This is a genomic window from Psychrobacillus sp. L3 (assembly GCF_042945595.1).
GTDB lineage: Bacteria > Bacillota > Bacilli > Bacillales_A > Planococcaceae > Psychrobacillus.
In genome coordinates this window covers 1,715,977-1,728,440 of the sequence record NZ_CP168493.1, presented here as the reverse complement: position 1 = coordinate 1,728,440, position 12,464 = coordinate 1,715,977, and the positions used below count along the sequence as shown (strand labels likewise).

The window sequence follows — 12,464 nt, the reverse complement described above, 5'->3', positions numbered from 1 at the left end:
GTCTCCTTTTCCGTTTCCAAATAAAATAAAAAACCCTCTTTTCTAATGGATAAGAAAAGAGGGTTTCATTTAAGCTCTTTGTTCTTATCTCTCAAGATCATTAACAATCTTGATGGAAGTAGCACCTTTCTGACTAAATCAGAGGTTGCTGAAGCTTCAAAGGGCCATATCCCTCAGCTTCTCTTAATAAGAGTATATTATTTGTTTGTATAAATTAATTATTTCATATTATCATTTTCAGAACATTTAAGCAACGAAGTTTTTAAAAAAACAAATTTATTTTGAAAATTGTTGAATTTCTAGATTCTCCAAACTAATATGTTCGATAAATCCCTTTCAAATTTTAGAGATAATCTTATTGAGCTTCCAACCATTGCTCCATCAAGTCTTCTAATTCTTTTTCTTTCTCACTTCTGATAAAAAGAAGGTTTTCGTATTTTGACCAATCATCTTCCTTATCAATTTGCTCTTTTAGCGTGAAGATCGCTTCTTCCAAGACCCTAATTTCTTCTTCAGTTGGTCGTGCATTTGAAGGTTTTACTCTTTCTAAATTTGTTGATTGCTTTTCATGAACGATATCTGGGACAATTTGTTTCGACTGCTGTTCCTCCCATTTCACACGCGCCCATTTGTACGGTCCTTCAAAAGTTGTAAGTTGACCTTGATCTAACCAAGCAGTTCGAGGAAATAATTTATTTAAAAAGTACCGATCGTGCGAAACCGCTAAAATTGTTCCTTGAAAGTCATCCAAAGCATCCTCTAAAACTTCTCGTGAATCACTATCCAAATGATTCGTTGGTTCATCTAGGATCAATAAGTTGATATCTTGATGCATAAGTTGAGCAAGTCTCAGGCGCATTCGTTCTCCCCCACTCAAATCTCCCACTCTTTTAAATACATCTGGACCGTAAAACATAAACTTCGCAAGTATGTGACGAGCGTCACCCTCTAAAACATTAACTTCACTGCGAAACACATCAATTAGCTTTGCTTTTGGGTCCAGCGTTTCAAAGTGCTGGGATAAAAAACCAACTCGAACATTACTGCCTAAACGAACCTTTCCTGAATCCATCGATAATTCTTGCAGAAGTGATTTTAATATCGTTGATTTCCCTGTTCCATTTCGTCCAACAATGGCAACACGTTCTTTCCAAAATACATATAAATTTGCATCTTGTAGCAACACTTTTTCTCCATATGATTTCGATACTTGTTCCATGACAACTACTTCTTTACCACTTCTAGGAGCCGCGTCAAACGACAAGCTCATCTTCTTAGGATCTATAAGTGGTTTTCTTACCTTCTCCATTCTTTCTAGAGCACGTTCCATATTTCTCGCTTGTCTGTGAAGCCCAGCGTTTGGCGGCACTGCTTCATTTGCCCATATTCTTAGACGCTTAATGGCTTCTTTCATTTTCTTAATCTTTTTTTGTTGTTCTTCATATTCTTGGAACTCACGCATTAATGCTTCCTCTTTTTCAATAATAAAAGATGAATAATTCCCATGATATAAAGTTATTTCTCCTTCTTCCAAATCAGCAACTTTAGTAACAACTTGATCTAAAAAATATCTGTCATGCGAAATAATTACTACAGTACCCGAATAGGAAACTAAATATTGCTCTAACCATTCAACTGCAAATATATCTAAATGGTTCGTAGGTTCATCTAATAATAATAGATCAGGTTTCATTAACAAGAGCTTTCCAAGCATAATTTTCGTCTGTTCTCCACCGCTTAATGACGTAAATGGTTGATGGACAAAGGTGGATAATTGCAGACCCTCTATAACTTTATTGATTTCTGAATCGATTGCATACCCATTGCGATTCGTAAATTCCTCTTGAATATCTCCGTATAATTGTAGTAATTTCTCTAAGTCAGTAGGAGCTGCGGTGGTTAGTCTTTCTTCCAGTTCTTTCATCTTTGTTTGTATTTGCATTAATCCCTCAAATGCTGTATTTAATACATCGAAGCCAGATACTTCTTCTGAAAATGAAGGTATTTGTGCTAAATAGCCAATTTTTGTACCTTTTTTGAAATGAATGCTTCCTTCGTCTGGTAATTCCACCCCAGTGATTAATGTCAGTAGCGTTGTTTTTCCACTACCATTCCGTCCAACTATCCCTAATTTATCTCCAGTTTTAATGGATAAAGACAAATTTTCGAAAATTGTATTTCCTCCGAGCATTTTACTTATTTCTTGTATAGTACATATCATATTTTCCGCTTCCTCTCATCTCTGATTTAGCTGGAAGCATTTTTCTGCATAGAAAAAAGACTGCATATAAGCAGTCTTCTCCCAAAATATGGTTCAGAAAGAATGGCTTATCAGCTGTGAAATTCATTTAATTGATTATAAATGGACAGACTAATCCCGTTAGTACCAATTTCATGAGTAATCGCACAAGATGTGGATAAAAATTCCAATATAAATCTATGTGCATTCACAGCGTTCTTCATTCTTTCTTCACCTCCGTTCAGTTAGTTTAGAATATTCTATCACACTTTTTACTTTAAGCCAATTTTTTTCCTTATTTATCTAAAAGATGGTCATTATTTTCATTTTTATCTGGAACTCCGACGTCATTTTCCATATCCACTTTTTTATTACCTGTATTTGGCACGGTATTTGAATTTGCATTACCATTAATCTGGGTCTCAGGATTAGGCGGTCCATTAGAATTTCTGTTAAAACCACAAGCAGATAAACTAAACGTTAGGACAATTAGAAGGACGACAAAAATTTTCCTCATAACATCTCTCCTCATTTTTCATTATATTGCCCGTTAATTAATAAATTATGCGCAAAAAAACTCCAGCAAATTTCACTGGAGTGTTAAAAAAATGGGTTATTCTTCAATATCGAAGTAAATCTCGTCTTCGTCATTATATTCCGATCCATTTTCAAATAAAACGGTTGTACGTAATATTAAGTTTGTTACTTCGTTATTTCCATCCGGCAACCATCGTTCGTCAGGCATAATTTCAAAAGGAATCATTTGCATGTCTTTTGATGCTGTCGAGCCAACTAGTTCGATAGAATGCTTGGAAACGATTTTGGAGACTTCTCCATTTATTAATTTAAAAACTTCTAGTTTAATGTTTTCTATTGACTCGTCATCGTGAACTCCGTCAATATAAATTGTTCCAGAAAGATTAATCCCATGTTCAATATAAGGGTGATCCACAACTGTATCAATTTTAAACGTTTGTACTTTTATGGAGGATTCAAACTTCTTCGTCATTTCTCTCAGTCCACCTTGTTATTTGTATACTCATAATGTTTCTCTATATTCGATTCATATCTATTATAACGCTTTTTAAATAAAGTATAAAAATGCGAAACAATTACTTTTAATATTGCATACCCTGGAATCCCTAAAATTACTCCTGGTACACCAAACAATGATCCAGAGGTAATTAAAACAAAAATAATCGTAATTGGATGAATATGTAGTGATTTACCCATAATTTGAGGGGAGATAAACTTTCCTTCCACTAATTGAACAACTGTCCATACTATCGCAAGCTTGATTAACATAAAATGTGGCGTAACTAATGCAATTATTGCAGCTGGTGTTATTGCTATAACAGGACCTAAATATGGAACAACACTTGTCACCATTGCTATTACTCCAAGTAACAACGCATAGTCCATTCCAATAATTGTAAATCCAATATAGATCATAAAACCGATACACATAGACACTAATATTTGGCCTTGGATATATGAGCTAATTTGTTTATCGATATTTTTAAATACGGAATGTAAATCATCCCTCATACGAGGTGGAAATAACTTCATAATATATTGTGGCAACTTTTCTCCGTCTTTCAATAAATAAAAAAGGATAAAAGGAACCATTACTATAGATAAGATAAAACTTGTTACTGCACCAACAATAGAAGTTATTCCACTTGCAATACTTGCAACTGTACTTTGAAACAACTTGCTTATTTCAGTTGGTACATTTTTCAATAAATCCATCACATCATTTTCAAATTGTAAATAATAATCTGCTACAAAAGAGGTTCTTAAAAAAGTATCTAAAGAATTAAGCAATTGAATAAGGTAATTAGGTAATTCTTCCACTAATCTAATGGACTGTGCTTTCAAAAATGGAAAAACTAAAAAAACTAGTAATGTGATTAAACCTATTAATGCTAGGAAGATGATTAATATTCCCCAAACTCGTGGAATATTAATTTTCTCTATCAGTCGCAAAACCGGTCTAAGTAGATAATATGCAATGACTGCTAATATTATGGGTAAAATCACATTCCCTAAAAATACAGTTAATGGAATAAAAATGAAAGATATTTTTTCGTACACCATCACGACTACACCGATTAGCAACAACATTATTAGCGTAAAAAAAGTATTACGTCCTCCAAGAAATTTTATGTACCTGGTAGAAAAAAAAGAAGGTTTTTCAGGCTCCACTCTTATCAAACTTCCTTTCCTATGTACTTTTATTTTACGGAGGATGACGAAGATTAGCAATGCATAAGTATTACTTTTCTTCTAAAAATTCAGAAACTGCGGCTTTATTTTTTTCTTTATTGATTTCTATAACCGCCCCAGCGTGAGAATAACTGTTAAATGAATAGGTTCCTTCTACTGGAATTGTTAATTTTTCAATTTCCAGTTTACCGCTCGTAATCGCTTCTAAAACTCGTTTAACCTTATCCGTTTTTGTATAATCGGTTTCTATATACCCTTCAGCTGCTCCTACAAACTTAGGTACATTTGGCAAGTTTTTTACGGAAAGTACTTCATTTTTTAAAGCTTCCATCACGAGTTGTTGTCTAGATACTCTACCAAAATCACCTTCTGAATCATGACGAAACCTTGAATACCCAAGTAATTCTTTTCCAGATAAATCATGTTGCCCCTTCGTGAGCGATACACCAATTTTCTCAGACATATCTTTCTCTACAGTAATAGGTACTCCATTTGGAGCAATAATGTCTACTAATGACTCAAAACTGCTAAAATCGATTAAGGCATAATGATGAATAGGAATATCAAACATATTTTGCAACGTTGTAGTTAATAGTTGAACGCCACCTAAATAATAAGCAGTATTTAATTTATACGATTTATACCCTGGAATTTCTGCATATATATCGCGCATAAATGAAATTATTTTCACATCATTTTTCTTTTTGTCCCACGAGACAAGCATCATTGTATCTGTTCGAGCTTTATCCTCACCTCTTGAATCTACTCCAAGAACTAAAATATTTTCTCTATCCCCAACACTTATCTTATCACCAATAAAATCCTCCGTTTTTAGTTTTTCACCACTAGCTAATTTATAACCAATAGAGTACTGGGTAAACGAATAAATACCGCAAAACAACACAGTGAATGCTAATAACAAAACGACAAGTCTACCTACTCTAAAATTTCTTTTCGGCTTGGACCTTGTTTGATCTCTTTGAGTTTCATCCATGATAAAATCTCCCCTTTATATTACTATCATAACGAATTTTACATTGGTAAGTTTCAGTTTTTTGTCTATCTTCTCATGAAGTGGTAAAATAAATTTTACAAGATTAGGAGGGATACTAGTGATAGAAAAAGCGACGTTTGCAGGTGGCTGTTTTTGGTGCATGGTGAAGCCATTTGATTCATGGGACGGTATACATAAAGTGACGTCAGGATATATGGGTGGACATCTAGAAAATCCAACTTATGAAGATGTAAAAAAAGGTAATTCTGGGCACTTAGAAGTCGTCGAAATTCAATTCGATCCTACCATTTTTTCATATGATCAACTTCTTGAGATTTTTTGGCAACAAATTGACCCCACTGATGGAGGAGGTCAATTCCAAGACCGCGGAGAAAGTTATACATCTGCTATATTCGCCCATTCAGAGGAACAAAAAATACAAGCAGAAAAATCAAAAGAATTATTGGCAGCAAGCGGTAAATTTTCAAAGCCTATCTTAACTCCAATTAGAGAAGCAAAAGTTTTCTACGAAGCAGAAGATTATCATCAAGACTATTATAAAAAGAGTCCAAAACATTATAAAGAGGATCGTGCCCAATCAGGTCGAGATGAATTCCTTTCAAAAAACTGGAATGAATGACAAGTTAAATAAAGAATATATAGCTGAACAATCATTCCATAGTTGTTCAGCTTTTCTTTCAAATTATAGTGTTTGAAATATTTACAACAAATATGCGCATCTTGTCTTTACTATTTTCTAAATACAACAAACTAAACATTGGCTACACTTTGTCATCCGCATTATGCTTCTTTATCATTCCTTAAAACATCAGTGCTCGTAATTCCTTCTTTATTAATCCTTCCTTAATAAAAATACCTAATTTCGCACCATTCATGTTATAATAATAGCATTGTGAATTTTAGGAGGTACTACCATGATTGCAGTAAGTAATGTAAGTCTTCGTTTTGGTGATCGTAAGTTATTTGAAGACGTAAATATAAAGTTTACTCCAGGCAACTGTTATGGATTAATCGGTGCAAATGGAGCAGGTAAATCAACATTTATCAAAATACTTTCGGGTGAAATTGAAACCCAAGAAGGTAATGTTATTATGAATCCTGACGAACGTTTAGCTATTTTAAAACAGAATCACTTCGAATATGAAGAGTACACTGTTTTAGAAACAGTTATGATGGGTCATAAACGTTTATACGAAGTAATGAATGAAAAAAATGCTATTTATATGAAAGAAGATTTCTCTGATGAAGACGGCATGCGCGCGGCTGAATTAGAAGGCGAATTCGCTGATTTAAATGGTTGGGAAGCAGAATCAGAAGCAGCTATTCTTTTACAAGGATTAGGTATTCCTGATAGCATGCACCAAAAGAAAATGGCTGAACTAACTGGTTCAGAAAAAGTAAAAGTGTTATTATCTCAAGCGTTATTCGGTAAACCGGATGTTCTTTTACTCGATGAGCCTACTAACCATCTAGACATTAAAGCAATTCAATGGTTAGAAGATTTCCTTATCAACTTTGATAATACGGTTATTGTTGTATCCCATGACCGTCACTTCTTAAACAAAGTATGTACACATATTGCGGACTTAGACTTCAGTAAAATTCAAGTCTATGTTGGGAACTATGACTTCTGGTATGAGTCAAGCCAACTAGCTACAAAACTGGCTTCTGACCAAAATAGTAAAAAAGAAGAAAAGATTAAAGAACTTCAAGCGTTTATTGCGCGATTTAGTGCAAATGCATCTAAATCAAAACAAGCAACTTCTCGTAAAAAAATGTTAGATAAAATAGAGCTAGATGATATTAGACCATCTTCACGTAAATATCCATATGTAAACTTCTCGATGAAACGTGAAATTGGTAATGATATTTTACAAGTTCAAGATTTAGGCTACAAATTTGAAGGCGAAAGACTTCTAGAAAAAGTGAATTTTACATTGAATAAAGATGATAAAATTATTCTTCTTGGTGGCGAATTAGCAAAATCTGCTTTACTTCGTGTCCTTGCAGAAGAAGAAGAGCCTCAAGAAGGGTCTATCCGTTGGGGTGTAACGACTACACGTGCATACTTCCCTCTTGATAATGCTAAATATTTTGAAGGAAACGAGACATCTCTTGTAGACTGGTTACGACAATACTCTCCAGATGATGAAAGTGAAACATTTTTACGTGGATTCTTAGGACGTATGTTATTCTCTGGTGAAGAAGTGAAGAAAAAGCCATCTGTGCTTTCAGGTGGAGAAAAAGTTCGCTGTATGCTTTCTAAAATGATGCTATCAGAGTCAAATGTACTTTTACTTGACGAACCAACTAACCATTTGGACTTGGAATCCATTCAAGCATTAAATAATGGATTAACTGTATTTAAAGGTGCAATGATCTTTACTTCACATGACCATCAATTTATCCAAACAATTGCTAACCGAGTCATTGAAATCCGTGAAGACGGATCTATATTTGACAAGCAGTTAACATATGATGAATATTTAGAATGGAAAGACCAACAAAAGTAAATGCTTAAGGGGCTATATCAGTCCCTTAAGCATTTTTTGTTGATTTCTTTATAAATCTACTGAGTAATGTTCTCGCTGGAATTTTTCCAAGCAATGTGTTACTTGTTTCAGAAATCTTTTTTAAAGTGTCTAATAGGTTCCTATCCCCAACCCAATGCTCTTCAATAATTTGAGAAGAAAACTTATTTAACAACATATTTATGATAAATGTGGTAACAATAATATCATCTATAAATCCACCTGGCCCTATCAAACCTTCCGGGAGTAGGTCAATTGGTGAAATGAAATATAAAATACCACTACCAATTAATGTCTTACTCTTCATATCAATTCGATTATCTAACAGCGCTTTTATAAGCAAATGAAATAAATCTGGAGCAAATAATAAATAAGGAGCTAATTTACTTCTCTTACCTGCTTTAGTGGGTAGAAAAGCTGTAATTTTTGATCGCAGTTTTTCATAAAAGTCTTGTTGTTGTTCATAAGGTGGTAAATTTTTTTTTAATCCAATTTCCACATTAATCTCTCCTCTCTAGTTCTTACTATACCAAAAAACACTGAAATGAAACAAACTATCTCTAGAAACGTCTAATCCAAGATACTAGGAGGAAATATGAATGAAGAAACTAATACTATTATTAATTCCATTGCTAATTGTTTCAGCATGCGCAAATAGAAACGAAAATGTAAAACCAATTACTACCCCAGAAAAAGAAATGAAATTAGAAGTAAAAAATACTACAGATACTGACCTATCGAGATTTTTCATGAAGAATAATTCAATAGCACAGTTTAAAGGTGAAGGAAATGAATATGCTAGCTTTAGTTTGAAAACTCTACATTTGTTTAATAACTTTATTGCAACAACTGAAGATAATGGAGGAACAATTGTAGAAAGGATATATCGAGTGTACGATGATCACATTAGCAAGATTTCTGAAAATTATGAAGCAGATAAAACAAAACAGCCAACATTACAAGAGCTAGAAGCTATGCCAGAACTTGAAATTTATTTAGCCTCACCGTTAACGAATGGAACAGAATTTAACGGATGGAAAATTAAATCAACATCTGATGTTGTACAAACAGAATTTCAAACGTTTAAAAATGTCATCGTTATTGAAAAAAAAGAGGAACAGAATACGATAGTTCGAAAATATTTTGCCAAAAGTTTCGGAGAAGTGAAACGGGAATTTATTATGAACACAAATGGCGAAGAAACAATTGTTACCTCCTCTTTCGAAAAAATATTGTAAAAAAGAAGCTCTCCTTAATGGAGAAGCTTCTTTTCTATCATTATAGTTTTGAAACGTTTGCAGCTTGTGGTCCGCGGTTACCTTCTACTACTTCAAATTCTACTTTTTGACCTTCTTCAAGGGATTTGAATCCTTCTCCTTGAATAGCAGAAAAATGTACAAATACGTCATTTTCCCCTTCTACCTCGATAAAACCAAATCCTTTTTCAGCATTAAACCATTTTACAGTACCTTGTTTCATCCCATTACCTCCAAAAAATTAATCAATACATGAAGAATAAAAAATTCACATATTCCATGAAGTACCGATATCACATCGATCACTACATAGGATATGTGAATTAAAAATACGGTTTCTCACTATGAATTGTTAATTAAATTATAACATTTGGATAAAAATAGTCAATAAATAATTTTACAATTCTAAATTGTTTATCTAATTTCATTCCAAATGATTCCATGATAAATTTGGAGATCTTCATCACAATAATCGCAAAAACATTGTTCCTGCACCGACCAGAATGCCCAATATTTATCATCTTTGGTCTTTTCCATAGGAAACTCTTTTCTCAATTCATTAAGTCTTTTATTTAAATAAGCTATCCCCTCATCCTTCTTTTCAAATATTGCTTTTTCAATTATATGCTCTTGCCAACCTTCAAATGCCCACCACGGTTCAAAGTCTGCCTTCATGTATATAATTTGATACATTTTATCCCCTCTAACATTAATTATTAACTCATATATTACTGCTATAATTTAGAAAGTCTACTTAAATGACTTAACCGAATAAATAAAATTGAAAAACAAGCAAATATCGGTTAAGTTATAGAGAATACAATTTTTGTGCCAAGGGAAAGGAGAAGATACTCATGAAAAGACGAGCACATATTCATATGTACGGTGATGTAAATGGTGTTGGTTTCCGTTTTCTTGTGAAACAAAAAGCACAGTCTCTTGGTTTAAAAGGAATATGTAAACAAAATGAAGAGAAAGAAATAATTATAGACATTGAAGGCAATACGAAAAACTTGGAAGAATTTTTAAATTATATTCAAAAAGGTGTATCTCCAGTTACGAAAAAAAACTCATTTGAAATTGAATTTTTTGAAGATATAATTGGATATACGACAATGAAAACGGACATCGTATAAGTATTTCTTTTTCAAACAAAATGAAACCTTCTTCCTTATCATTCGTATTATAAATTGTAGATAAAAGGAGGTAACCAATTATGAGTGAAGTAGCTCATTCGTTCTTTCGACACTTTTTAAATATACCTATTATGGTATCATCCTGGTTCATCTTCTTTTTTGCATTTGGCTCAAGCTTTTTCCTTAGTTCTGCTCTTGGTTTAGGTGTTTATTTAGTATCGAATATTAGTATTAAGAAATTGCAACAACATAGAATTATGAAAAAACATCAATTAACACATTCAGAGTATTTCTTCATACAAAATCAATTAAAAGAAGCCAATAAAAAAGTCCGAACACTTAATAGTCAATACTTAAAAGTAAGATCAATCAGTTCTTTTAAACAATTATTCGAAATGAATAGACTAGCAAAACGGATTATTTCGTTAGTGAAAGGAAATCCACGTAAATTTTATCAAGCGGAGAACTTTTTCTATGCTCATTTAGATTCGGCAGTTGAGCTTACTTCTAAATATTCCTTATTAGTAGCTCAGCCAGTTAAAAACAGTGATATGAAATTTGCTTTACAAGATACACGGGACACATTACAAGCGATTAATATCGTAATGGAAGAAGACTTAAAAGACGTTCTCGCATCAGATATTGAGCATCTTAAAATGGAATTAGATTTTGCTAAGCTGTCTGTCGGAGTAAAAGAACGACCTTTATATGTAAAAGGAGAATCAGAAGATGAACGAAAAACTAGCGAGTTCAAATAATGACTTTTTGATGGATGAATTATTAGATAGTCCATTTGAAATGACATCATCAAAAGAACAATCCCTCACAGCTAATACAAATGAACCAACTCCAACAAAACTGATTGATCGTTTATCAGAAGTGGAACAACAAAAAGCTCGTCAATTGGCTGAGCAAATTCCTGCGGGTAATTATGAAGCAATTTTAACGTATGGAGCAAATGCGCAAACGGAGCTTTCCCGATTTTCACAACAAATGTTAGACCATGTGCAAAAGAGAGATATTGGTCCAGTTGGTGATATTTTAGGCGATTTAATGCATAAGTTATCTGAAATAAATCCCGAAGAACTTTCTGCTCCCAAAAAATCAGGTATCAAAAAACTTTTTCACCGGGTAAATCGTTCGGTACAAGAAATGATGACGAAATATCAAAAACTGAGCACACAAATTGATCGAATTGGTATTCAACTAGAACATTCCAAACGTGGGCTAGTAGAAGATGTTCATATGCTGGACAAACTTTACGAACAAAATAAAACGTATTTCCAAGCTTTAAACGTTTATATTGCTGCTGCGGAATTAAAAAAAGAAGAAATAACGAACGTAACTATTCCCGAACTCCGTAGAAAAGCAGAAATTTCCAATGATCAAATGGCTTATCAAGAAGTAAACGATATGGCACAATTTTTGGATCGATTAGAAAAAAGAGCTTATGACCTACAATTGTCTCGACAAATTACGATTCAAAGTGCTCCGCAAATTCGTATGATTCAACAAACAAACCAAACGTTAGCGGAAAAAATACAATCGTCTATAATGACATCTATTCCACTTTGGAAAAATCAAATTGCGATTGCCTTAACACTTAATCGCCAACAAAAAGCAGTAGAAGCACAAAAGCAAGTGACAAAAACAACGAATGATTTACTATTAAAGAATTCTGAAATGCTGAAAGTAAACAGTATTGAAACGGCAAAAGAAAATGAACGAGGTATTGTAGAAATAGATACATTAAAGAAAACGCAAGAAAATCTTCTACAAACAATCGAAGAGACACTACGTATTCAAGCAGACGGTCGTGTAAAACGAAAAGCTGCTGAAATAGAAATCGGTCGTATGGAAGAAGAACTAAAACAACGTCTTCTTCTTATAGCAGAGCAATCACAAAACCGTCCTTCCTAGGAAAGACGGTTTTTTATATGTTTTGGATTGTACATTCTTCATAAGATCCATTACAAATCAATCCATGCACGTAAATAGCTTGCTCTTGGATTAGCGTGGTTGCTCTCTCATTGGCGGAGAGGATCTCGGATAACCTGG

The 12,464-nt window shown here is 33.3% G+C and carries 15 protein-coding genes and 1 riboswitch; of the genes, 6 read left to right on the top strand and 9 right to left on the bottom strand.

Going from position 1 to position 12,464, the window contains the following annotated elements; genetic code table 11:
* Nucleotides 1-81 precede the first annotated feature (81 nt).
* Nucleotides 82-193, bottom strand: a riboswitch (SAM riboswitch).
* A gap of 162 nt (nt 194-355) precedes the next feature.
* From abc-f to ACEPXD_RS08215, 6 genes are all read right to left on the bottom strand, one after another.
* A complete protein-coding gene (gene abc-f / locus ACEPXD_RS08240; protein WP_391122202.1) occupies nt 356-2,221 on the bottom strand; it encodes a ribosomal protection-like ABC-F family protein in 1,866 nt (621 codons plus the stop codon).
* 110 nt (nt 2,222-2,331) lie between these two features.
* Nucleotides 2,332-2,463 carry an RAxF-45 family protein gene (locus ACEPXD_RS08235; protein ID WP_391122199.1) on the bottom strand — a complete coding sequence of 44 codons (132 nt, stop codon included), beginning with the start codon at nt 2,461-2,463 and terminating at the stop codon, nt 2,332-2,334.
* A 71-nt stretch (nt 2,464-2,534) separates the two neighbouring features.
* Nucleotides 2,535-2,756, bottom strand: a complete 222-nt coding sequence (locus tag ACEPXD_RS08230) for a hypothetical protein (protein WP_391122196.1) — start codon at nt 2,754-2,756, stop codon at nt 2,535-2,537.
* A 96-nt stretch (nt 2,757-2,852) separates the two neighbouring features.
* A complete protein-coding gene (locus ACEPXD_RS08225) occupies nt 2,853-3,248 on the bottom strand; it encodes a sporulation protein (RefSeq protein WP_391122194.1) in 396 nt (131 codons plus the stop codon).
* 5 nt (nt 3,249-3,253) lie between these two features.
* Nucleotides 3,254-4,447 (bottom strand): AI-2E family transporter, encoded by a 1,194-nt coding sequence (locus ACEPXD_RS08220; protein ID WP_391122192.1) that lies wholly within the window; start codon nt 4,445-4,447, stop codon nt 3,254-3,256.
* Between the two features lie 70 nt (nt 4,448-4,517).
* Entirely contained in the window at nt 4,518-5,462 is a 945-nt protein-coding gene (locus ACEPXD_RS08215) for an LCP family protein (protein WP_391122189.1), read from the bottom strand.
* 118 nt (nt 5,463-5,580) lie between these two features.
* Between ACEPXD_RS08215 and msrA the strand changes: the two genes are divergently transcribed.
* Together msrA and ACEPXD_RS08205 are read left to right on the top strand one after the other, a co-directional pair.
* Nucleotides 5,581-6,102, top strand: a complete 522-nt coding sequence (gene msrA, locus ACEPXD_RS08210; RefSeq protein WP_391122186.1) for a peptide-methionine (S)-S-oxide reductase MsrA — start codon at nt 5,581-5,583, stop codon at nt 6,100-6,102.
* A gap of 295 nt (nt 6,103-6,397) precedes the next feature.
* The gene (locus ACEPXD_RS08205; RefSeq protein ID WP_391122183.1) at nt 6,398-7,996 is read left to right on the top strand and encodes an ABC-F family ATP-binding cassette domain-containing protein; all 1,599 of its coding nucleotides are present in this window, start codon (nt 6,398-6,400) and stop codon (nt 7,994-7,996) included.
* A 25-nt stretch (nt 7,997-8,021) separates the two neighbouring features.
* On the opposite strand, the gene ACEPXD_RS08200 is transcribed toward ACEPXD_RS08205, so the two are convergent.
* Nucleotides 8,022-8,513: a YkvA family protein gene (locus ACEPXD_RS08200; protein WP_391122180.1), complete on the bottom strand. Its 492-nt coding sequence runs from the start codon at nt 8,511-8,513 to the stop codon at nt 8,022-8,024.
* A gap of 100 nt (nt 8,514-8,613) precedes the next feature.
* On the opposite strand from ACEPXD_RS08200, the gene ACEPXD_RS08195 reads away from it, so the two are divergent.
* Nucleotides 8,614-9,252: a hypothetical protein gene (locus tag ACEPXD_RS08195; protein ID WP_391122177.1), complete on the top strand. Its 639-nt coding sequence runs from the start codon at nt 8,614-8,616 to the stop codon at nt 9,250-9,252.
* Nucleotides 9,253-9,292: 40 nt separating this feature from the next.
* Here ACEPXD_RS08195 and ACEPXD_RS08190 read toward each other — a convergent pair whose 3' ends face one another.
* Both ACEPXD_RS08190 and ACEPXD_RS08185 read right to left on the bottom strand, forming a co-directional pair.
* A complete protein-coding gene (locus ACEPXD_RS08190; RefSeq protein WP_391122174.1) occupies nt 9,293-9,493 on the bottom strand; it encodes a cold-shock protein in 201 nt (66 codons plus the stop codon).
* Nucleotides 9,494-9,684: 191 nt separating this feature from the next.
* On the bottom strand, nt 9,685-9,963 hold the full coding sequence (locus ACEPXD_RS08185) for a DUF1033 family protein (protein WP_391122172.1): 279 nt from the start codon (nt 9,961-9,963) through the stop codon (nt 9,685-9,687).
* Between the two features lie 161 nt (nt 9,964-10,124).
* Here ACEPXD_RS08185 and ACEPXD_RS08180 point away from each other — a divergent pair, with 161 nt between their 5' ends.
* From ACEPXD_RS08180 to ACEPXD_RS08170, 3 genes are all read left to right on the top strand, one after another.
* Entirely contained in the window at nt 10,125-10,406 is a 282-nt protein-coding gene (locus ACEPXD_RS08180) for an acylphosphatase (protein ID WP_391122169.1), read from the top strand.
* 80 nt (nt 10,407-10,486) lie between these two features.
* Nucleotides 10,487-11,164, top strand: a complete 678-nt coding sequence (locus ACEPXD_RS08175) for a 5-bromo-4-chloroindolyl phosphate hydrolysis family protein (protein WP_391122166.1) — start codon at nt 10,487-10,489, stop codon at nt 11,162-11,164.
* A complete protein-coding gene (locus ACEPXD_RS08170; RefSeq protein ID WP_391122163.1) occupies nt 11,136-12,326 on the top strand; it encodes a toxic anion resistance protein in 1,191 nt (396 codons plus the stop codon). Before ACEPXD_RS08175 ends, ACEPXD_RS08170 begins: the two co-directional genes overlap by 29 nt.
* Nucleotides 12,327-12,464: the final 138 nt, after the last annotated feature.

Bases quoted from the DNA above. Each gene is read 5' to 3' on its own strand.
- ACEPXD_RS08235 (WP_391122199.1), bottom strand. From the start codon at position 2,463: ATGAAGAACGCTGTGAATGCACATAGATTTATATTGGAATTTTTATCC.
- ACEPXD_RS08180 (WP_391122169.1), top strand. From the start codon at position 10,125: ATGAAAAGACGAGCACATATTCATATGTACGGTGATGTAAATGGTGTT.
- ACEPXD_RS08215 (WP_391122189.1), bottom strand. From the start codon at position 5,462: ATGGATGAAACTCAAAGAGATCAAACAAGGTCCAAGCCGAAAAGAAAT.
- ACEPXD_RS08225 (WP_391122194.1), bottom strand. From the start codon at position 3,248: ATGACGAAGAAGTTTGAATCCTCCATAAAAGTACAAACGTTTAAAATT.
- abc-f (WP_391122202.1), bottom strand. From the start codon at position 2,221: ATGATATGTACTATACAAGAAATAAGTAAAATGCTCGGAGGAAATACA.
- ACEPXD_RS08190 (WP_391122174.1), bottom strand. From the start codon at position 9,493: ATGAAACAAGGTACTGTAAAATGGTTTAATGCTGAAAAAGGATTTGGT.
- ACEPXD_RS08175 (WP_391122166.1), top strand. From the start codon at position 10,487: ATGAGTGAAGTAGCTCATTCGTTCTTTCGACACTTTTTAAATATACCT.
- ACEPXD_RS08195 (WP_391122177.1), top strand. From the start codon at position 8,614: ATGAAGAAACTAATACTATTATTAATTCCATTGCTAATTGTTTCAGCA.
- ACEPXD_RS08230 (WP_391122196.1), bottom strand. From the start codon at position 2,756: ATGAGGAAAATTTTTGTCGTCCTTCTAATTGTCCTAACGTTTAGTTTA.
- ACEPXD_RS08185 (WP_391122172.1), bottom strand. From the start codon at position 9,963: ATGTATCAAATTATATACATGAAGGCAGACTTTGAACCGTGGTGGGCA.
- ACEPXD_RS08205 (WP_391122183.1), top strand. From the start codon at position 6,398: ATGATTGCAGTAAGTAATGTAAGTCTTCGTTTTGGTGATCGTAAGTTA.
- ACEPXD_RS08170 (WP_391122163.1), top strand. From the start codon at position 11,136: ATGAACGAAAAACTAGCGAGTTCAAATAATGACTTTTTGATGGATGAA.